The sequence below is a fragment of the Yoonia sp. SWMV100 genome, assembly GCF_056108365.1.
In genome coordinates, this window is the sequence record NZ_JBWBAQ010000003.1 from 634,743 (window position 1) to 655,331 (window position 20,589).

A 20,589-nucleotide genomic window follows, 5' to 3' on the forward strand; every position below is an offset into this window, starting at 1 on the left:
AACCTTATTTTGGACAACGTCCTAAAGATCATTTTGCAGCGCCTAGCATTAGGACTGCTGACTTTGCTCGTTGTGTCGATCGTTATTTTTGTGGCGGTGAATACGCTGCCCGGCGACTTTGCCGAGGCCACGTTGGGACAGGGTGCCACACCAGAGGCTGTCGCGGCCATTCGCCGTGATCTTGGCCTCGATCAACCGATGGTGGTTCGTTATTTTGATTGGCTGGGGGGGGTGTTGCAGGGTGACTTTGGCACCAGTTTTGCCAACGCGAATGCTGCAACTTTTTCAGGGACCGATTCCGGGGCGGCGACGATTGTTCAGCAAATCGCGCCGCGGTTTGCCAACACGATGTTCTTGGCGGGGATCACCGCAATGTTTGCCGTGCCGCTGGCATTGGTGTTGGGCGTTCTGACCGCGCTTTACCGTAATTCGCCGTTTGACCGTGTCGCGAACCTGTTCACGCTGACATCGATTTCGTGCCCTGAATTCTTTTTGGCGTACATCCTGATTTTGTTCTTCGCGGTGTTGAACCCGATTTTTCCATCGCTTTCCAATATTTATGACGGGATGACCTTTGGGGATCGGTTGGATAAATCGATGTTGCCCGCGCTGGTGCTAACCCTTGTTGTCACGGCACATATGATGCGCATGACGCGTGCGGCGATCATCAACCTACTTGCCAGTCCTTACATCGAAATGGCCCGTCTGAAAGGTTTGTCGCCGATGCGGGTCATTGTGAAACATGCGCTGCCGAACGCGTTGGCGCCGATTATTAACGTTGTGGCGCTGAACCTGGCCTATCTGATTACCGGCGTCGTCGTGGTCGAGGTGGTTTTTGTCTATCCCGGTATTGGCCAGCTGTTTGTCGATAGCGTGAAAACCCGTGATATCCCTCTTGTGCAAGCCTGCTGTCTGATTTTTTCGGCGGCTTATGTATTGCTGAATTTGACGGCGGACATCATGTCGATGCTGTCTAACCCCCGTTTGAGGCACCCGAAATGATGTTATGGAGTGCGATCATTCTGGTGGCGATTGCTGCCGTGGCCTGGGGTGGGCGTTTTGTGGCGCAAAAGGTTACGGGGAACGCACCTAAGTATCGCGATATGACATTTGGCGTGGCCTTTGGTTACGTTTTGGGTGCTGTCGCGGTGGGCTGGTTGATTTGGGCCTATGCCCAAGGCCGCAGCGCGGACCCTTTGGTCGCCAACAAGTTCTTTTTCCTGCGCATCGCGATCGAGGGTTTTGTGATCTTTTCGGTCGCGGCGTTTTTGTTTCGCATCGCAGGGCGCCATATCGGTACGGCATGGACGCGTAAAATGTTTCGTAGCATGCCGCTCACAGCCGCGTTCGGGGTACTGATCATTTTGATTTATGCGTTCGTCGCCATTTTTGCGGCGGCGCTTGCCCCCTATGGCCAAGAACAAATTCTGCAGGGTGTTGCCGCCAATATCACGCCCGGCGGTGACCCGACCCTTGGTGGTAACCCTGATTTCCCGTTAGGGACGGACCAAATTGGCCGCGATATCCTAAGCCGTTTGATTTATGGCGCACAAAACACAGTCGGAATCGCTTTTTTGACCACGGTGCTGGCCTTTCTTCTGGGTGGGTCTCTTGGGTTTTTGGCCGCCACTTTGGGTGGCTGGGTCGATCAGATTTTGTCGCGCACGGTTGACGTTTTAATGGCCACCCCGTCGTTGATTTTTGCGTTACTACTGATGACAATTGCTGCCGTATGGGCGCCGCGCATCGGGTTTCCGCTGACCGGGTTCATGGTGATCATTATCGCCGTGATCGACAGCACACGTGTTTTCCGGCTGGCCCGCGCTGTTGGCCAGAATATCGTGGTCATGGACTATATCGAAGCAGCAAAGCTGCGCGGCGAAGGTATGGGGTATCTGATTTTCAAAGAAATCCTGCCAAACGCCATGTCGCCTTTGTTGGCTGAATTTGGCCTCAGGTTCTGTTTCGTTTTCCTGACCATTGCGGCGCTTTCGTTTCTTGGGGTGGGCATTCAACCACCGTTGGCCGATTGGGGGACGATGGTCCGCGATCTGGCAAGTTTCATAAATTACGCGCAATTTGCGCCTATGGCCGCGACCGCACCACTGTTGGCGGCAGGCGCAATTGCTTTGCTGACTGTGGCGGTGAATTTTGTCGTGGATTGGATGCTGCATAAATCATCGGGGCTGAAAGAATGACCGAACCGCTGTTAAAAATGCGCGGTGTCAAGATCGAGGGCCGCAGTGACGAAGACTGGTCCCCGATCATCAACGGCATCGATCTGACCCTTGCCCGGGGCGAAGTGTTAGGCCTGATTGGTGAATCCGGGGCGGGAAAATCCACGCTGGGGTTGGCCGCGATGGGCTATACCCGCGACGGTGTGCGGATCAGCGAAGGCACTGTGGAATTCGACGGCGTTGATCTGCTTAACGCGTCTGCGTCAGTCAAACGTGATCTGTTGGGCAAACGGATCGCTTATGTCGCGCAATCTGCCGCCGCCAGCTTTAACCCCGCGCACCGTCTGATCGACCAACACGCCGAAGGCCCCGCACGCCATGGCGTAATGTCCCGATCCGAGAGTGAAGCGGACGGAATGGAGCTTTATCGTAAACTGCGGCTGCCAAATCCGGACGAAATCGGGTTTCGGTACCCGCATCAAGTATCGGGCGGTCAATTACAGCGGGCGATGACCGCAATGGCGATGTCGTGCCGTCCCGATCTGATCGTGTTTGACGAACCCACGACCGCGCTTGATGTGACCACCCAGATTGAGGTGTTGTCTGCAATCCGTGATATTGTCGATCAATTCGGGACGGCCGCGATCTATATCACCCATGACCTTGCGGTCGTGGCGCAGATGGCGGACCGGATCAAGGTTTTGCTGAAGGGTGACGAGGTCGAAACAGCCGATACCCGCACCATGCTGGATGCACCAACGCAGGAATACACCAAATCGCTTTGGGCTGTGCGTAGTTTTAAAACCCCAGCGAAACCTGCTGTGTCTAGGGGCGCCGTGCCTGTGGTTAGTGTGCAAAACGTGTCTGCGGCCTATGGCAAAACGCCTGTGTTGAATGACGTGAGCTTTGATATGCACGCGGGTCGGACGGTGGCGGTTGTTGGTGAAAGCGGATCGGGAAAATCGACGACCGCGCGCTGTATCACCGGGTTGTTGCCGCCCACATCCGGTCAGATCTTGCTGGACGGTGATGTGCTGCCACCAAGTTATAAGAAGCGCAGCAAAGACCAGTTGCGGCAAATTCAGATGATCTATCAGATGGCCGACACCGCGCTGAACCCGCGCATGTCGATCGGCCAGATCATTGCGCGCCCTGTGCAGTTTTATATGGGGCTCACGGGGGCCGCCAAACGCAAACGCGTTGACCAGTTGTTGGAACAAATCGAGCTAGAGCCAAGCGCGTATTACAATCGGCTTCCTTCCGAGCTTTCTGGTGGGCAAAAACAGCGGATCGGTATTGCGCGCGCATTGGCGGCCGAGCCAAAGTTTATTATCTGCGATGAGGTCACTTCGGCGCTCGATCAACTGGTCGCCGAGGGCATTTTGCGGCTTTTGGCACGACTGCAAAAAGAATTGGGCCTGTCCTATATGTTCATCACGCATGATTTAGCGACCGTGCGCGCCATCGCTGACGAAGTTGTAGTGATGAAGGATGGCTGTGTGGTAGAACAGGGGCCAAAGGCCGACATGTTCACGCCACCGCATCATGCCTATACCGAACTGTTACTCAGTTCGGTGCCGCAGATGGACCCCGATTGGCTGACTAACCTTCTGCATGAACGCGGCGATGATCCGTTTGGTGATCAAACCGTTCACAAGACGTAACACGAATCACGCATCCTTGGATGCGATAACGGGCCGAAACGGTCTAACCGATGAACTGGGAGAACGATGATGAATGGAATTAGCAGACGCGGATTGTTGAAAACAGGTGTTGCTGCCGGTGTGCTTGGCTTATCTGGCATGCCACTGCGTGCGCAATCACGGGGCGGCAAATTTACCGCTGGCGTTAATGGCGCAAACACATCTGATAGCTGGGATGGCCGTACACACGCAGACATGTTCATGATCGGTGCTGGGCAAGGCGCGGTGTTTGACTGCCTGACCGAGGTTGCGGCCGATGGGTCGCTTAAGGGCGAATTGGCTGAAAGCTGGGAAGCCAGCGCAGACGCCAAAACCTGGACATTCAACCTGCGCCAGGGTGTGACATTCCACAACGGCAAATCTTTTGGCGCGGATGACGTGATTGAATCACTGCAACTGCACGTCGCCGAAGGGTCAAAGTCTGGTGCGCAGCCGATTGTTGCCGCGATCACCGACATGACGAAACTGACCGATCATCAGGTGCAGTTCACATTGGAAGCCGGGAACGCTGACTTCCCTTATTTGATGTCCGACTATCACTTGCTGATTTACCCTGCGGGCCAGATTGACGAAGCGATCACCAAAGGGATTGGGACCGGCCTTTACGAGGTCGTTGCATTTGATCCGGGTGTGCGGTTTGTCGGTAAGCGCGTCGCAGATCACTATAAGGGTGACACCGCCGGTTTCTTTGACGAGATCGAGTTTATCGCGATCAATGACAACAATGCCCGGATGAACGCGCTTTTGACCGGTCAGGTCGATGCCGTTAACCGTATCGACTTTAAGGCAGAGGCGCTGTTGAAAGCCAACCCGATGCTGCGCATCCAAGAGGTGACTGGCAACCAGCACTATACTTTCCCAATGCTGACCGATGTTGCCCCGCTGAACGATGTGAACGTACGCAAGGCATTGAAATACGGCGTCAACCGTCAGGAAATGGTCGATAAAATCCTGCTGGGTCACGGTGCCGTCGGCAACGACAGCCCCATCGGTCCTGCGAACCAGTATTACAACGCCGACATGGAGCAGATTGCCTATGATCCGGATAAGGCCAAATATTACCTGCAGCAGGCGGGCCTTGATAGCCTGAATATTGACCTGTCCGCATCCAGCGCGGCGTTTGATGGTGCCGTTGATGCAGCACAATTGTATCAAGCAAGCGCAGCAAGTGCGGGTATCAATATCAATGTCGTACAGGAACCTGCGGATGGCTATTGGTCTAATGTTTGGCTGAAAAAGCCATTCAGCGCGGCATACTGGTCAGGCCGCGCCACCGAAGACTGGATGTTCTCTTCGGGGTATGAGGCAAGCGCGCCGTGGAACGACACCCATTGGAATAACGCACGTTTCCAAGAGTTGCTGATCGCCGCCCGTGCCGAGTTGGACAGTGATACGCGGCGTGCGCAGTACTATGAAATGCAGGAAATTCTGCGCGATGAAGGTGGCGCGTTGATCCCGATGTTCGCCAACTCTGTGCAGGCGGTGAACAACCGTATTGCGTCACCAGATGTCATTGGCAACCTGTGGCAAATGGATAACGTCCGCATGGCCGAACGTTGGTGGGTGGCCTAATCCGTTAATCTAGCCTTAAACGCCCCGCCGATTGGTGGGGCGTTTTTGTTTTGAAACGTCTTTCCGGGGTTGGGGCCGAAAATTAGTTTGGGTCAAACCCGATGCGCTCGCAAAAATTTAATATGCCGCGATCCTCGACCGTGTCTCGCTCCATTTCAAGCACACGGTTGGTTAGCTTTGTTGCGCGTTCATCCGAGCCTTTAAAGTCTTTTGTGAATTCGGATAATCCAATCGACCCTTTCGCGATCTTTTCTGCGAGCTGTTGATCTGATTTTGCAAAGTAGTGATTCAGCTGTAACGCGTGATGGGCATTGAATGTTGGCTTGTAGTGACCCCCAAATTGAAACTCTTGGCCCGCTGAGTTCCAGATTGTCTTGTTCCCATTCGTTTCGAATCCGTGAACATATACTTTTGTTGTCGCCGCAGGGCTCACGACACATTTGAAATTCAAAATACCTTTGACCGCGCTGGAATACGGGTCGCGATGGCGTTGAAGGTAGTTGGGCAGTACCTTTTCAGGTGTATGGCTAAAGCCCTGACGCCCAAACATTTGCCAAGGCAAAAGAATATTATCGACATGCGCCATTCCCGCCAGAGCGTCGGGAATACTATTTGCCATTGTGGGGTACAAAAATTCATCGATGTCGATAAAGCCCATCCACCTGAATCGATCGCGAAAGTTTGAAATCGCATGTGCAAATGCCAGACCCTGGCTATGGATCACCCGGCCTTGTGGCGAAGCATCGCGCAGCCGCTGAGACCAAGGCATCATTGTCAAATTTTCGGGCGGCAGTATTTGCCTTGCGATGCGGATAGTATCGTCGGTAGATCCGTCATCGTATAGGATAAAATGGTCTACCCCCGCCGCCTCGTGAAATCTGAGCCATTCTCCGATTGATGCCGCCTCGTTGTTAACGATCACAGCAAGGGCGATACCGGATCCATTCCCTGCAGAGCTTGGGGGCTGCACGTAAAATTGTGTTGCCTCCAGCTTTTTCGAGCGAGATGGAAAGATACGCATGTGCCGTCTCCGTGTTTGGGCGTCTCGATTTTTGTTGCCTACCCTTACACACGGCATCGCGTATTGGCCATATAAGCAGCCTGCGGCTGTGAACGGTCGACTGTTTATATTCGTTCTAAGAAACGAGCCTTGCAGACTCGGGCCATTCGATCTATATGAACCTCAATAGCGGCGCCTTGGCTTCCAAACCCAACGGTTCCACCGGGAAACATCAACGGGCCGCGCGCCCGTTTTTTTGTGCTTGAGAGAATTATGAACGACCTGATCGCCAAAGCGGCCATTGACCGCCGTATCGCCGAGATCATCACCCCTGTCGTGGAAGACATGGGGTTTGAGGTCGTGCGCGTCCGTCTGATGTCGGGCAAGGAAACCATTTTGCAAGTCATGGTCCAGAAACCGGACGGCACGATGGAGGTTGATGATTGCGGCCACGTATCCACAGCGCTGAGCGCGGTTCTGGATGTCGAAGACCCAATCGTAGAGATTTATAACCTCGAGGTGTCGAGCCCCGGTATCGACCGTCCGTTGACGCGGCAGAAGGATTTCGATCAGTGGGAAGGTTTCGAAGCCAAGCTAGAGACCGACATGCTGATCGATGGCCGCCGTCGGTTTAAGGGGCTGCTGGCCGGGACCGAGGGTGATGAAATTCTTATCACCATTCCCGAAGGCACAATCGGCCTTAAGTTTGAATGGCTGTCAGATGCCAAACTGGTGCTGACAGATGAATTGATCCGTGACGTTTTGCGCGGGCGCAAGGATGCGGGCCAGATCGACGAGGCCCAATTCGACGAGATTGAAACCATAATTGATGGTGAGGAGAACACCTGATGGCATATACTTCCGCAAACCAGCTGGAGCTTTTGCAAACGGCTGAAGCCGTCGCGCGCGAAAAGAATATCGATCCCGGCTTGGTTGTTGAGGCGATGGAAGAATCGCTCGCCCGGGCGGCAAAGTCCCGCTACGGCGCGGAAATGGACATTCGGGTGTCCATCGACCGTAAAACCGGCAAGGCGACGTTTACACGCGTCCGCACCGTCGTCGAAGATGACGCGCTTGAGAACTATCAGTCCGAATTCACCGTTGCCCAAGCCAAAGACTATATGACTGACCCAGAAGTCGGACAGGAATATATCGAAGAAGTGCCACCCGTTGAATTGGGCCGCATTGCTGCGCAATCCGCCAAGCAGGTGATCTTGCAAAAGGTCCGCGAAGCCGAACGTGATAAGCAATACGAAGAATTCAAAGACCGCGCAGGTACGATCATCAACGCGCTCGTTAAGCGTGAAGAATTCGGGAACGTCATCGTTGACGTAGGTTCCGGTGAAGCTGTGTTGCGTCGCAACGAAAAGATTGGTCGCGAGGCGTACCGCCCCAACGATCGCATCCGTTGCTACATCAAGGAAGTTCGTCGCGAGCAGCGTGGCCCGCAGATTTTCCTGAGCCGGACTGCACCAGAATTCATGGCCGAGCTGTTCAAGATGGAAGTGCCTGAAATCTACGAAGGCGTCATCGAGATTAAAGCCGTCGCCCGTGACCCGGGTTCGCGCGCGAAGATCGCGGTCATTTCCTATGATAGCTCGATCGATCCTGTTGGCGCTTGCGTTGGTATGCGCGGGAGCCGTGTGCAGGCCGTTGTGAACGAACTGCAGGGCGAAAAGATCGACATCATTCCATGGAATGAAGATATGCCGACCTTCCTTGTGAACGCGCTACAGCCAGCCGAAGTCTCCAAGGTTGTTCTGGACGAAGAAGCCGGCAAAATCGAAGTCGTTGTTCCTGATGAACAATTGTCGCTGGCCATTGGCCGCCGTGGTCAAAACGTGCGCCTTGCCTCGCAGTTGACTGGTCTGGATATCGATATTCTGACAGAAGAAGAAGAATCCAAGCGTCGTCAGGCCGAATTTGAGCTGCGGACAAAATTGTTCATGGACACTCTTGATCTGGACGAGTTCTTTGCCCAACTACTGGTATCTGAAGGCTTTACCAGCCTTGAGGAAGTCGCCTATGTCGAAGTTGGCGAATTGCTGGTCATCGAAGGCGTTGACGAAAGTACCGCAAGCGAGCTGCAAGCACGTGCCCGTGATTATCTTGAAGCGGTCGCCAACAAGGCAATGGAAGCTGCACGCGCGTTGGGTGTGGAAGATAGCCTTGTGAACTTTGAGGGGCTGACCCCGCAGATGCTAGAAGCGCTGGGTAAAGACGGCGTGAAAACGCTGGAAGACTTTGCAACCTGTGCAGACTGGGAACTGGCTGGCGGTTGGACTATTGTTGATGGTCAGCGCACCAAAGACGAAGGCGTGTTAGAGCAATTTGATGTGTCCTTGGAAGAGGCGCAGACGATGGTCATGACAGCCCGTGTGATGTTGGGCTGGGTTGATCCTGCTGAACTCGCATCCGACGATGAAGAACTGAACGAGGAAGAAGAGGCCTGAAATCAGGCCTTTAGGGGATAATTTATGGCGCGTGGTGGCCACAACAAAGATCAGGACGATGCGGCGGAACGTAAATGTATCGTCACCGGAGAAGTGCAGCCAAAGGCTGGGCTGATCCGCTTTGTTGTGGGTCCCGACAACGCTGTTTATCCAGATGTTTTGGGCAAATTGCCCGGACGCGGTATGTACGTGACGTCAACGCGCGACGCGTTGGATGCGGCCAGCAAAGGCCAATTTTCACGTGCGGCGAAACAGGCTGTCACTGTTCCTGACGGTCTTGCTGACGAAGTCGAACGCCAGTTGGCGCGTCGGACTCTTGATCTGATTGCGATGACCCGAAAAGCGGGCCGTGCGGTTTGTGGGTTTGAGAAAGTAAAGGGGTGGCTCGCAGGCGGCGAGCGAGTCCGCGTGTTGTTGCAAGCCTCTGATGGATCAGAGCGCGGCAAGGCGAAATTGTGGACGCCCGAAGGGGCCCGATACTTTGGTTGCTTTACAGCAGAAGAATTGGGTTTGGCTTTTGGGCGGCAAAGTGTGATACATGGCGCGCTTGCGACTGGTGGACTCAGCAACCGTGTTGTAGAGGAAGCCACAAAGCTACGTGGCTTGCGCGAAGTGGACGGTGGCGATACGGCCACCGAGAAGGATAAAGAAGCTAAATGAGCGATAACGACGGTAAAAAAACACTCGGTCTCGGTGGTTCGCGTCCAAGCAACGTGAAACAAAGTTTTAGCCACGGGCGGACCAAGAACGTTGTGGTGGAAACCAAGCGCAAGCGCGTTGTGGTTCCCAAGCCGGGTGCGCCAAAGACAACCGGTGGATCTGCCCCGATGGGCGGCGATCCATCAAAGCGTCCCGCTGGGATCTCTGATGCCGAGCTAGAGCGCCGGATGAAGGCGCTCGCGATGGCGAAAGCCCGCGAGACAGAAGAGCAAGCAAAGCGCGAAGCAGAAGAAAAAGAACGTGCCGCCGATCGCGAAGCACGCCGCGCCGAGATGGAAGCCAAAGAGGCTGAAGACCGCGAACGCGAAGAACGCGCCAAAGCGAAAGTCGAAGAAGAAGAGCGTAAGCGGGCTGAAGCCGCAAAGGCAAAATCTGCTGCCGAGGCACCACAGCCTTCTGCAGGGGCTGCGGCCGCTGCTGCTGCGCCGGGCGAGACGTCTATTTCGCGCCCCTCTGCTGCGCCGCGCAAAACGGACCGCGATGATCGTGAAAAGGCAACAAAAGCAAAGCCAGGCCGCGAAGACGATAGCCGCCGCGCTGGCAAGCTGACATTGAACAACGCCTTGACGGGTCGCGAAGGTGGCCGTCAGCGGTCGATGGCTGCGATGAAGCGGAAGCAAGACCGCGCGCGCGCCAAAGCGATGGGTGGTTTGGTTGAGCGTGAAAAGATTATTCGCGACGTTCAATTGCCAGAGGCGATCACTGTCTCTGAATTGGCGAACCGGATGGCCGAACGTGTATCTGATGTCGTTAAGGCATTGATGACAAACGGTATCATGGCAACCCAGAACCAAACAATTGACGCGGATACGGCTGAACTGCTGATCGAAGAATTTGGCCACAATGTTGTACGTGTGTCTGATGCTGACGTCGAAGACGTGATCAAGCCAGTTGAAGAAGATCCAAAGCACCTGAAGTCGCGTCCGCCGATCATTACGATCATGGGCCACGTCGACCACGGTAAGACATCTTTGTTGGATGCGATCCGGAACGCGAAAGTTGTCGCTGGTGAAGCCGGCGGTATCACGCAGCACATCGGTGCCTATCAGGTCAAAACGGCAAGCGGTTCACTGCTGACGTTCCTTGATACACCCGGCCACGCCGCGTTTACATCCATGCGGTCACGTGGCGCGCAAGTCACCGATATCGTGGTTCTGGTTGTTGCTGCTGATGATGCGGTGATGCCGCAAACCATCGAGGCGATCAACCACGCCAAGGCCGCCAAAGTTCCGATGATTGTTGCGATCAACAAGATCGATAAGCCGTCTGCGAATCCGGACAAGGTGCGCACAGATCTGCTGCACCATGAAGTGATCGTCGAAAAGATGTCTGGCGATGTTCAGGATGTCGAAGTTTCTGCGATGACAGGCCAAGGTCTGGATGAACTGCTCGAGGCGATTGCGCTGCAAGCCGAGATTCTGGAACTGAAAGCGAACCCTGATCGCGCTGCCGAAGGTGCCGTGATCGAAGCACAGCTTGACGTGGGCCGTGGACCAGTTGCGACTGTTCTGATCAGCACAGGTACGTTGCGTCAGGGTGATATCTTTGTTGTCGGTGAACAGTACGGTAAAGTCCGCGCACTGATCAATGACAAGGGTGAGCGCGTCAAAGAAGCCGGTCCATCGGTCCCTGTTGAGGTGCTTGGCCTGAACGGCACACCCGAGGCGGGCGACGTTTTGAACGTGGTCGCGACCGATGCGCAAGCGCGTGAAATCGCTGAATACCGTGAAAAGGCGGCGAAAGAAAAACGTGCTGCGGCTGGTGCTGCAACGACGCTGGAACAGTTGATGGCGAACGCAAAAGCGAACGAAAACGTCAGCGAACTGCCTATCGTGGTGAAGGCCGACGTTCAGGGGTCTGCGGAAGCTATCGTTCAGGCGATGGAAAAGATTGGCAACGACGAAGTCCGCGTACGTATTCTGCATTCGGGTGTTGGTGCGATCACGGAAACCGACATAGGTCTGGCCGAGGCATCTGGTGCCCCAGTATTCGGCTTTAACGTGCGTGCAAACGCGTCGGCGCGGAACACTGCGAACCAAAAAGGCGTCGAAATCCGGTATTATTCGGTGATCTATGACCTTGTGGATGATGTTAAGAAAGCGGCCTCTGGTCTGCTGTCTGCGGAAATTCGCGAAAAATTCATCGGCTACGCCAATATCAAAGAGGTCTTTAAGGTCTCGAATGTGGGTAAAGTTGCCGGTTGTATTGTGACCGAAGGCGTTGCACGCCGTTCTGCGGGTGTCCGTCTGTTGCGTGACAACGTGGTTATTCACGAAGGTACGCTGAAGACGCTTAAGCGCTTTAAGGATGAAGTGCCGGAGGTTCAGTCGGGCCAAGAATGCGGTATGGCATTTGAAAACTATGACGACGTTCGTCCAGGTGACGTGATCGAAATCTTCGAGCGTGAAGAAATCGAACGCAACCTGTAAGGCCAGCCTTATAACAATAAAAAAAGGCGACCTATTATTGGGTCGCCTTTTGTGTTTTCAACAGAAACGCTGCGATCAATCACGCTGATCGGTTAAAGCCAGTCACGCAAAATTGGGATCAGTGGGATGTCAGCCGCTGGCATCGGATAATTGCGCAGATCGTTCGGCCGCACCCATTTTAACGCCTGACCTTCGCGTGATTGCGGGGTGCCGGCCCATTTGCGGCAGGCAAACAGGGGCATCAGCAAATGGAAATCTTCATAGCTGTGGCTGGCGAACGTCAGCGGCGCAAGGCATGACGCCCAAGTATCAATCCCGAGCTCCTCTTGAAGTTCGCGGATCAGGGCGATTTCAGGCGTTTCACCCTGTTCGACCTTACCGCCCGGAAACTCCCAAAGCCCTGCCAATGACTTTCCCGCCGGGCGCTGTGCCAAAAGCACGCGCCCGTCGGAATCAATCAGCGCAACCGCAGAAACGAGCAGCGTTTTCACGACCGGTAGTCTGCGTTGATGTCGATATAACCGTGGGTCAAATCACAGGTCCACACCGTTGATGCGCCGCTACCCAAGCCAAGATCAACGCCGATCGTCAGCTCTTGGTTCTTCATATAGGCGCTTGTGACCTCTTCCGAGTAATCCGGCGATCGCCAGCCCTGTTCGGCCACAACGATGTCACCAAAACGGATGCTGAGCAGGTCACGATCCGCCTTTGCGCCAGATTTTCCAACCGCCATCACAACGCGACCCCAGTTGGCATCTTCACCCGCAATGGCCGTTTTCACCAGTGGTGAATTCGCGATGGCCATAGCAACCTTGCGCGCATCGGCGTCATCGGCAGCCCCGGTCACGTCCACGGTGACAAATTTTGTCGCGCCTTCGCCGTCACGGACAACCTGCAACGCAAGATCCAGCATGACATCGTGCATCGCCTGCGTGAAAACCGCGTTTCCGGTTACATCGACACCGGATGTGCCAGTCGCCGCGGCAATCAAGCTGTCAGATGTTGATGTATCGCTGTCGACAGTGATGCAATTGAACGTCTTGTCGTTCTGCGTACTGATGATTGCTTGCAGATCAGTCTGGCTGATTTTGGCATCGGTGAAGATATAGACCAACATTGTTGCCATGTCGGGGGCGATCATACCTGAACCCTTGGCAATACCGGCGATATTCACCTGTTTGCCGTCGATCGTGATCGTCGCGCTTGCCCCTTTGGGAAAAGTGTCGGTGGTCATGATGGCGCGCGCCGCATCCGCGATTTTGTTGGCAGCTTGATCGGCAAGCAGTTCTGCGATTTTCGCGGTGATCCGATCATGGGGAAGCCGTTCACCAATCACGCCGGTCGATGACGAGAAAACCCGGCTTGGGGGTGCGCCAACCGCCGCGGCAACAGCGGCACTGATCGCGGCGACGCTGTCGTCACCGTGACGCCCGGTAAAGGCATTCGAGTTGCCGGAGTTCACGATAATCGCGGCCTTGCCGCTTGGGTCACCCCCCAATTTGGCCTGACAATCCAGGACACAGGCCGATCGTGTGGCTGACCGCGTGAAGACTCCGGCGATTGCGGTGCCTTCCTGCAAAACAGCGAGCATGACATCGGTGCGCCCTGCATAGCGCACGCCCGCCGCTGCCGATGCAAAGGTAACACCTGCGATTTCAGGAAGATCTGGAAATTCGGCAGGGGCAAGTGGGGAAATGGTCATAGGTATTAGTCCAACAATTCGAGAGCGTTGATCAGGTTGGGATCAAACTGGCCATCTTCGGGTTTCGTAATATCCTGTTTTTCGGCCAGTTCACCCAAGTAGGCGGTGATAGCGGCCTCTTGCAGTTCAGAGGTCAACTGAGGGGTCATTTCGTCGAGCGTTGGCAAGGCCTGCACGCGCTGTTCAAGCAGCGTGGCAAGGTGCCAGCCGAATTGCGTTTCAAAAGGCTCGGATACTTCGTTAACCTCTAGGCTGGTGATTGCGTCTTCGAATTCGGGGACCATGGCACCCTTGCCGAACCATCCCAAATCACCACCCGTTGGACCTGTCGGGCCAGTTGACACATCGCGCGCCACATCCGCAAACTCTGCGCCCTCGTCGATGCGGACCTTTGCCGCTGCGGCCTCTTCTTCGGTTTCCACCAACAAATGCGCGGCGTGGAATTCAAGAACGTCTTCTGCGTCAGCAAAGCGTTCGTCATAAGCCGCCTGGATCATTTCGGGGGTGACAGATGTTTCGGCGATTTCCGTGATGACCGCGTCCGCGCGCAGCGAACGTTCTTCGTTTTTCAGCGTCAACGTAATCCCTGCAGGGACGTCCACCAATTCATCGGCTAGCAACTGCTGTTGGATAAGCTGGTCAACGAGACCCGGAAACAACATTTCATTTGGAAGCTGGGCATACTGTTGCGGTAGCAGTGTGCGGGCGATGATCAGCTCACCCAAGGTGATTTCAGTATCACCGACTGTCGCGACTACGGTCTCTGCGGTTGCATCTTGCGCAACTGCTGCACCAGTCAGCGAAAGCGAAAGGGCGGTAGCCCCTAAAAATGTGACATGTTTCAACATAAAACGATCCCTTGATAGGCCACGCTGGTGCGTGGCGTTGACACTGCATATCCGGCCCCTTACATCCCTAAGATGCCTCGAGGGGGCTGGTCTTGGTCCTTTGTATGTGGCCAGTCACGGGCCTACAAGCGACCTCCTCTCAAAATGATGTCAGACAGGCGCGGATGCGCCTCCGGAGTGAATATGCTGGGTATCGGAACGATCGCCAAAAAGGTCTTTGGCACAGCGAATGACCGCAAAGTCAAAGCCATCCGTCCTTTGATCGAAAAGATCAATGCGCTGGAAACCGAGTTCGCGGCGCTGTCCGACGAGGGCATAAAGCAAAAGACCGAAGAGTTCGCAAAGCGCGCGATGGGCGGCGAGAGCCTTGATGCGCTATTGCCAGAGGCATTTGCCAACTGCCGCGAGGGCGCTAAACGTGCCTTGGGACTACGCGCCTTTGATACGCAGCTGATGGGTGGTATTTTCCTTCACCAAGGGAATATCGCAGAAATGAAAACCGGCGAGGGGAAAACCCTTGTTGCGACATTCCCGGCGTACCTGAATGCCCTGACGGGCAAGGGCGTGCATATTGTCACCGTCAACGATTATCTGGCCAGCCGCGATGCGGAATGGATGAGCAAAGTCTATTCCTTCTTGGGGCTGACAACCGGTGTCGTGGTTCCCAACCAGCCTGATGCCGACAAAAAAGCCGCTTACGCCTGTGATGTGACGTACGCGACCAACAACGAGCTTGGTTTTGATTATCTGCGCGACAACATGAAATCTGAACTGTCCCAGATGTATCAACGCCCCCACAATTTTGCGATCGTGGACGAGGTTGACAGTATTCTGATCGACGAGGCCCGCACGCCTCTCATCATTTCTGGCCCGGCGCAAGACCGCAGCGAAATGTACGCGACGATCGATAAAGTTATCCCAGGTATTCTGCCCGAACATTATACCTTGGACGAAAAAAGCCGTCAGGTGACGTTCACCGAAGACGGCAACGATTTTCTGGAACAGCAACTGTCTGCATCCGGATTGCTGCCAGAAGGGCAAACGCTGTACGACCCCGAAAGTGCAAGCTTGGTCCATCACGTGAACCAAGCCTTGCGGGCGCATAAACTGTTCACGAAGGACGACAATTACATCGTGCGCAATGGTGAGGTCGTGCTGATCGACGAATTCACTGGTCGCATGATGGAGGGTCGCCGCCTGTCTGACGGCCTGCACCAAGCCATCGAAGCCAAGGAAAACGTGGCTATTAAGCCCGAGAACGTTACCCTTGCGTCTGTGACCTTCCAAAACTATTTCCGCCTTTATCAGAAACTTGCCGGCATGACCGGAACAGCGACTACCGAAGCCGAAGAATTTCTGGAAATCTACAACCTTGGCGTTGTCGAAGTCCCGACAAACCGGCCTGTCGCGCGCGTTGATGAGCACGACCAAGTTTACCGCACATCGAAAGAAAAATTCGAAGGCGTGGTAAAGGAAATCAAAGCAGCGCACGCAACGGGCCAACCTATTTTGGTTGGGACCACGTCGATCGAAAAGTCCGAAGCGCTGGCGACATTGTTGCGCGCAGAGGATATAAAATTTAACGTCTTGAACGCACGTCAACACGAAAAAGAAGCGCAGATCATTGCTGACGCGGGCAAGATGAATGCGGTCACGATTGCCACAAACATGGCAGGTCGCGGGACCGATATTAAATTGGGCGGCAACGTCGAAATGAAGATCATGCACGCGATTTCGGCCAGCCCAGACGGGGATCACGCCGTGATCCGCGCCCGGATCGAAGCCGAACATGCGGCGGATGAGCAGGCCGTGAAGGATGCCGGGGGGCTGTTTGTTCTGGCGACAGAACGCCATGAAAGCAGACGGATCGACAACCAGTTGCGCGGTCGGTCGGGCCGTCAGGGTGATCCGGGGCGGTCGTCATTTTTTCTGTCGCTTGAAGACGATCTGATGCGGATCTTTGGTTCAGAGCGTCTGGAAAAGGTACTGTCTGGCCTTGGCATGAAAGAGGGCGAAGCGATTGTGCACCCATGGGTGAACAAATCACTTGAGCGCGCGCAGGCCAAAGTCGAAGCACGCAACTTTGATACCCGTAAGCAGTTGCTGAAGTATGACGACGTGATGAACGACCAGCGCAAAGCGATCTTTTCGCAGCGCCGTGAAATCATGGAGGCCAGTGACCTGTCCGAGGTCGTTAAGGACATGCGCGATCAGGTCATTGAAGACATCGTCGTGACCTACATGCCGCCAAAAAGCTATGCTGATCAGTGGGATACCGCTGGTTTGTCGGATGCGGTGCGCGACCAGCTTGGGCTTGACTTGCCCATCGTTGACTGGGCAGCGGAAGAAGGCGTTGACGATGGCGATATCATCGAGCGGATCGAGAACGCCGCCGACGCGTATATGGATGAAAAGACCGAAAGCTTTGGCGCAGACACCATGCGACGTGTTGAAAAGCAATTTTTGCTACAAACCATTGACGGAAAATGGCGTGAACACCTTATGACGTTGAACGATTTGCGTTCAGTGGTGGGTTTCCGTGGTTATGCGCAGCGTGACCCGTTGAACGAATACAAAACCGAAGGTTTCCAGCTGTTCGAAAGCCTGCTGGATGGGCTGCGTGTTGACGTTACCAAGCAGCTTGCCCGGATTCGTCCGATGACGAAAGAAGAGCAAGAGCAGATGATTGCGCAGGCTGTGCAGCAACAAAAAGCGGCCGCACAACAGGATGCTACGCCAGTCGAAAGCGCGGGTTCCGCCCGCCCTGGATTTGATGAAAACGACCCACAAACTTGGGGTAACCCGGCGCGCAATGATGCCTGTCCGTGTGGGTCTGGTCAGAAATTCAAACACTGCCATGGACGCATAGTATAAAATCGCGCTTAATCACGCTGTAAGATATTTGGGACCACAGCGTGATTAAGCAATGGATACATTCATGTCCCGCATGAAAACGATCAAGACGGTCTTGTTCACATTCGCTGTGGCGTTGGGGACGGGTTTTCTAGTGCAGTCGACGGATCGCCCGGCGGCAAATCAATCCTCAACTGAACGACTACCACTGACCGTTCCGCGCGCGGTCACGGTTGTGACGAGCACGCATACGCAGTCTCTTTTCGGGTTCAGCAATGACACCCACTCACCAACTGATCATACGTCTGACCTGAGATCGGGAACCGAGATCGTTGGTGCGCATATCGACACGCTAACGCCAGACCTCGGGATACTCGCTGATACACCGGTCAATGACGACCCTTGCAAGGTGACGGCGTCGGCGGTCACGGCGCCTGCAGCCATGATTGTGTTGACGGTAAGGACACCTTGTTTGAACAGGGCGGCATTTGATATAATGCACGCAGGTTTGCGGTTTTCGGCGTCAACAGATCGCGACGGCGCGGCGCAGGTCGTGTTACCTGCATTAACTGTCGATGCTAAAATATCTGTTGTGTTCAATAACGTCGAACGCGCCACGCTGACCGTCAATATACCCGATGCTGCTGCATATGATCGTATGATCCTGCAATGGCGCGGCGCAAATAATTTTCAGCTTCATGTGTTGGAAGGTGATGCGAAATTTGGCGATCAAGGGCATATTTGGTCAGGGTCCGTGCACACTGCTGACTTTGCCGTGCTTGGTCAGCATGGGTACGTGCTAAAACAGGGTGGTATGTTCGGTGATGTTCCCTATCAAGCAGAGGTCTATACCTTTCCTGTTCGCGTTATGGGGCACGACCTGGCTGTAAAAACACAGATTGGTGCCATTATTACCCCCGACAACTGCGATCGATCTTTCGATGTTCAATTGATCACATCGACCGCAGGCATTCTGCGCCCCCCCTTTGTTCACAGCGTCAATACCCCTAATTGCGATGCTACGGGTCAATTTCAGATGTTAACCGACGCTTTGACTCATTAGTTTGACATCGTCTGCTAATGGGCCGGATCGAATAGGCCCTGAGCCCGAAAGCTAACTTCGCAGGATTTGCCGATAATCAGGTGATCATGTACCGTGATCCCCAACGCCTTTGCCGCTTTGTCGATTTGATCGGTCATCTGGATGTCGGCCTGCGATGGCGTCGGGTCGCCGGATGGATGGTTGTGTACCAAAATGATCGCGGCTGCATTCAATTCAAGGGCGCGTTTGACAACTTCACGGGGATAGACAGGCACATGATCAACTGTGCCTTTGCCTTGCTCTTCGTCCGCGATGATCACGTTCTTAGTGTCCAGAAAAAGAATGCGGAATTGTTCAGTATCGCGGTGGGCCATTGTGGTATGGCAATAGTCTAAAAGGGCGTCCCAGCTCGATACGACATGGCGTTGCATTACCTTGGCGCGGGCCAACCTGTGCGCCGCCGCCTCGACGATCTTCAGTTCAAGTGCGACGGCCTCGCCTACGCCTGATACCTGCTGCAATTTATAAATGGGCGCTGACAGAACCCGGTTATAGTCACCGAATATTTCAATCAGTTGGCGCGCCAAAGGTTTAACATCTTGGCGCGGGATTGCTCTGAACAGGACAAGTTCAAGTAGTTCGTAGTCAGGGATCGCCTGCGCCCCACCCGCCAAAAACCGTTCGCGCAATCGTTTGCGATGGTCGCGCAAATAAGATGGCGCACGATCAGATGCCATCGGCATAGCCTGTGCGACATCATCAAGGTCAGAGAAAAGAGAGCGGGATTCGGAAAATTGCGACATCATTTGAATGTCGTGCCAAGTGGGTTAAAAAGACGTAAATATTCGATGATATCCCGGGTACAACCCGGGATATCATCCTTTAGCCCTTCATCGAATCCCAAAAGCTTTTGACTGACTTAAAGAAGGTCGACCCTTGCGGGTTATTATCTTCGCTCAGTTGATCAAATTCTTTAAGGATTTCGCGTTGACGGGCCGTCAGTTTGACGGGCGTTTCCACCGCGAGTTCGATCAGCATATCACCGGCGCCGCCGCCACGCAGGGCAGGCATACCTTTTCCACGCAAACGCATCTGGCGACCAGTTTGCGACCCTTCCAATATCTTTACGCGACTGCGACCACCGTCAATGGTGGGCACTTCGATCTCTCCACCAAGGGCGGCAGTCGAGATAGAAACAGGCACGCGACAGAAAAGGGTTGGGCCGTCGCGTTCGAACAGGGCGTGATCCTTGACCTCGATAAAGATATACAGATCGCCTGTTGGTCCGCCGCGCATTCCGGCTTCGCCTTCACCGGCAAGCCGAATACGGGTGCCCGTTTCAACGCCGGCCGGAATGTTGACCGACAGCGACTTCTCTTTTTCGACGCGCCCTTGGCCGTGGCAGGATTTGCAGGGGTTTTTTATGGTTTGGCCCATGCCAGAACAGGTCGGACAGGTGCGTTCAACGGTAAAGAAACCCTGTTGCGCACGCACCTTACCCATACCCGCACAGGTCGGGCAGGTTTGCGGTTCTGAACCGCCTTCGGCCCCGGTGCCGTTGCACGAACCACAGCTGACCGCAGTCGGCACGGTGATCGTTTTCTTCAGGCCTGCATATGCGTCTTCAAGATTGATGCGGAGGTTATAGCGCAGGTCGTTGCCCCGCTGCGCGCCACTGCGGCGTGCACCACCGCGCCCACCGCCCATAAAGTCACCAAACAGGTCGTCGAACACATCGGAAAAGGCGCTTCCGAAATCGCCTTGACCGCCGCGCGGTCCGCCGCCGCCCATGCCATGTTCAAATGCTGCATGACCATAACGGTCATAGGCGGCCTTTTTGGTTTCGTCTTTCAGAACCTCATAGGCCTCGTTTGCTTCTTTAAACTTGGCTTCTGCGGTTGGGTCATCGACGTTGCGGTCTGGGTGTAGCTCTTTCGCTTTTTGGCGATAACCTTTTTTGATGGCAGCTGCGTCGGCACCTTTCGCGATACCAAGCACTTCATAATAGTCACGTTTTGCCATAGTAAATTTTTCCCTTAGGAAAGGAAAAGACCGACCCGGTGTTGGGCCGGTCTTCGTTCCTAGACGCG

The 20,589-nt window shown here is 54.6% G+C and carries 16 protein-coding genes; 10 read left to right on the forward strand and 6 right to left on the reverse strand.

Going from position 1 to position 20,589, the window contains the following annotated elements; translation table 11 throughout:
* The first annotated feature begins 9 nt into the window (after nt 1-9).
* The 4 genes from ACXJGX_RS07940 (at nt 10) to ACXJGX_RS07955 (ending at nt 5,452) form a co-directional block, all read left to right on the forward strand.
* Nucleotides 10-1,002 (forward strand): ABC transporter permease, encoded by a 993-nt coding sequence (locus tag ACXJGX_RS07940; protein WP_474780343.1) that lies wholly within the window; start codon nt 10-12, stop codon nt 1,000-1,002.
* Complete coding sequence (locus tag ACXJGX_RS07945) at nt 999-2,198, forward strand: ABC transporter permease (protein ID WP_474780345.1); 1,200 nt, start codon at nt 999-1,001, stop codon at nt 2,196-2,198. Before ACXJGX_RS07940 ends, ACXJGX_RS07945 begins: the two co-directional genes overlap by 4 nt.
* Nucleotides 2,195-3,841, forward strand: coding sequence for an ABC transporter ATP-binding protein (locus ACXJGX_RS07950; protein ID WP_474780347.1), 1,647 nt, complete (start codon nt 2,195-2,197; stop codon nt 3,839-3,841). Before ACXJGX_RS07945 ends, ACXJGX_RS07950 begins: the two co-directional genes overlap by 4 nt.
* A 69-nt stretch (nt 3,842-3,910) precedes the next feature.
* Entirely contained in the window at nt 3,911-5,452 is a 1,542-nt protein-coding gene (locus ACXJGX_RS07955) for an ABC transporter substrate-binding protein (protein ID WP_474780780.1), read from the forward strand.
* 82 nt (nt 5,453-5,534) lie between these two features.
* Here the strand turns inward: ACXJGX_RS07955 and ACXJGX_RS07960 are convergent, their stop codons facing one another.
* Nucleotides 5,535-6,473, reverse strand: a complete 939-nt coding sequence (locus tag ACXJGX_RS07960) for a glycosyltransferase family 2 protein (RefSeq protein ID WP_474780350.1) — start codon at nt 6,471-6,473, stop codon at nt 5,535-5,537.
* A 252-nt stretch (nt 6,474-6,725) separates the two neighbouring features.
* Between ACXJGX_RS07960 and rimP the strand changes: the two genes are divergently transcribed.
* From rimP to infB, 4 genes are read left to right on the forward strand one after another with little or no spacing between them, the layout of a single operon-like run.
* A complete protein-coding gene (rimP, locus tag ACXJGX_RS07965; RefSeq protein ID WP_474780352.1) occupies nt 6,726-7,301 on the forward strand; it encodes a ribosome maturation factor RimP in 576 nt (191 codons plus the stop codon).
* On the forward strand, nt 7,301-8,905 hold the full coding sequence (nusA, locus tag ACXJGX_RS07970) for a transcription termination factor NusA (protein WP_474780354.1): 1,605 nt from the start codon (nt 7,301-7,303) through the stop codon (nt 8,903-8,905). The genes rimP and nusA overlap by 1 nt, the downstream gene beginning before the upstream one ends.
* Before the next feature lie 24 nt (nt 8,906-8,929).
* The gene (locus ACXJGX_RS07975; RefSeq protein WP_474780356.1) at nt 8,930-9,565 is read left to right on the forward strand and encodes an RNA-binding protein; all 636 of its coding nucleotides are present in this window, start codon (nt 8,930-8,932) and stop codon (nt 9,563-9,565) included.
* Entirely contained in the window at nt 9,562-12,054 is a 2,493-nt protein-coding gene (gene infB, locus ACXJGX_RS07980; RefSeq protein WP_474780358.1) for a translation initiation factor IF-2, read from the forward strand. The genes ACXJGX_RS07975 and infB overlap by 4 nt, the downstream gene beginning before the upstream one ends.
* Before the next feature lie 92 nt (nt 12,055-12,146).
* On the opposite strand, the gene mutT is transcribed toward infB, so the two are convergent.
* Genes mutT through ACXJGX_RS07995 form a run of 3 tightly spaced genes read right to left on the reverse strand, consistent with a single transcriptional unit; the run spans nt 12,147 to nt 14,604 of the window.
* Nucleotides 12,147-12,545 (reverse strand): 8-oxo-dGTP diphosphatase MutT, encoded by a 399-nt coding sequence (mutT, locus tag ACXJGX_RS07985; protein ID WP_474780360.1) that lies wholly within the window; start codon nt 12,543-12,545, stop codon nt 12,147-12,149.
* A complete protein-coding gene (gene argJ / locus ACXJGX_RS07990) occupies nt 12,542-13,756 on the reverse strand; it encodes a bifunctional glutamate N-acetyltransferase/amino-acid acetyltransferase ArgJ (RefSeq protein ID WP_474780362.1) in 1,215 nt (404 codons plus the stop codon). The genes mutT and argJ overlap by 4 nt, the downstream gene beginning before the upstream one ends.
* 5 nt (nt 13,757-13,761) lie before the next feature.
* Nucleotides 13,762-14,604: a peptidylprolyl isomerase gene (locus ACXJGX_RS07995; RefSeq protein WP_474780364.1), complete on the reverse strand. Its 843-nt coding sequence runs from the start codon at nt 14,602-14,604 to the stop codon at nt 13,762-13,764.
* Between the two features lie 183 nt (nt 14,605-14,787).
* Here ACXJGX_RS07995 and secA point away from each other — a divergent pair, with 183 nt between their 5' ends.
* Nucleotides 14,788-17,478 (forward strand): preprotein translocase subunit SecA, encoded by a 2,691-nt coding sequence (secA, locus tag ACXJGX_RS08000; RefSeq protein WP_474780366.1) that lies wholly within the window; start codon nt 14,788-14,790, stop codon nt 17,476-17,478.
* Nucleotides 17,479-17,965: 487 nt separating this feature from the next.
* The gene (locus ACXJGX_RS08005; protein ID WP_474780368.1) at nt 17,966-18,520 is read left to right on the forward strand and encodes a hypothetical protein; all 555 of its coding nucleotides are present in this window, start codon (nt 17,966-17,968) and stop codon (nt 18,518-18,520) included.
* Between the two features lie 14 nt (nt 18,521-18,534).
* On the opposite strand, the gene radC is transcribed toward ACXJGX_RS08005, so the two are convergent.
* Together radC and dnaJ are read right to left on the reverse strand one after the other, a co-directional pair.
* Nucleotides 18,535-19,302, reverse strand: a complete 768-nt coding sequence (radC, locus tag ACXJGX_RS08010) for a RadC family protein (protein ID WP_474780782.1) — start codon at nt 19,300-19,302, stop codon at nt 18,535-18,537.
* A gap of 79 nt (nt 19,303-19,381) precedes the next feature.
* Nucleotides 19,382-20,521, reverse strand: a complete 1,140-nt coding sequence (dnaJ, locus tag ACXJGX_RS08015) for a molecular chaperone DnaJ (RefSeq protein WP_474780370.1) — start codon at nt 20,519-20,521, stop codon at nt 19,382-19,384.
* Between the last annotated feature and the right edge of the window lie 68 nt (nt 20,522-20,589).

Bases quoted from the DNA above. Each gene is read 5' to 3' on its own strand.
- ACXJGX_RS07995 (WP_474780364.1), bottom strand. From the start codon at position 14,604: ATGTTGAAACATGTCACATTTTTAGGGGCTACCGCCCTTTCGCTTTCG.
- ACXJGX_RS07945 (WP_474780345.1), top strand. From the start codon at position 999: ATGATGTTATGGAGTGCGATCATTCTGGTGGCGATTGCTGCCGTGGCC.
- ACXJGX_RS07955 (WP_474780780.1), top strand. From the start codon at position 3,911: ATGAATGGAATTAGCAGACGCGGATTGTTGAAAACAGGTGTTGCTGCC.
- rimP (WP_474780352.1), top strand. From the start codon at position 6,726: ATGAACGACCTGATCGCCAAAGCGGCCATTGACCGCCGTATCGCCGAG.
- ACXJGX_RS07975 (WP_474780356.1), top strand. From the start codon at position 8,930: ATGGCGCGTGGTGGCCACAACAAAGATCAGGACGATGCGGCGGAACGT.
- secA (WP_474780366.1), top strand. From the start codon at position 14,788: ATGCTGGGTATCGGAACGATCGCCAAAAAGGTCTTTGGCACAGCGAAT.
- dnaJ (WP_474780370.1), bottom strand. From the start codon at position 20,521: ATGGCAAAACGTGACTATTATGAAGTGCTTGGTATCGCGAAAGGTGCC.
- nusA (WP_474780354.1), top strand. From the start codon at position 7,301: ATGGCATATACTTCCGCAAACCAGCTGGAGCTTTTGCAAACGGCTGAA.
- infB (WP_474780358.1), top strand. From the start codon at position 9,562: ATGAGCGATAACGACGGTAAAAAAACACTCGGTCTCGGTGGTTCGCGT.
- argJ (WP_474780362.1), bottom strand. From the start codon at position 13,756: ATGACCATTTCCCCACTTGCCCCTGCCGAATTTCCAGATCTTCCTGAA.
- ACXJGX_RS07960 (WP_474780350.1), bottom strand. From the start codon at position 6,473: ATGCGTATCTTTCCATCTCGCTCGAAAAAGCTGGAGGCAACACAATTT.
- ACXJGX_RS07950 (WP_474780347.1), top strand. From the start codon at position 2,195: ATGACCGAACCGCTGTTAAAAATGCGCGGTGTCAAGATCGAGGGCCGC.
- radC (WP_474780782.1), bottom strand. From the start codon at position 19,302: ATGTCGCAATTTTCCGAATCCCGCTCTCTTTTCTCTGACCTTGATGAT.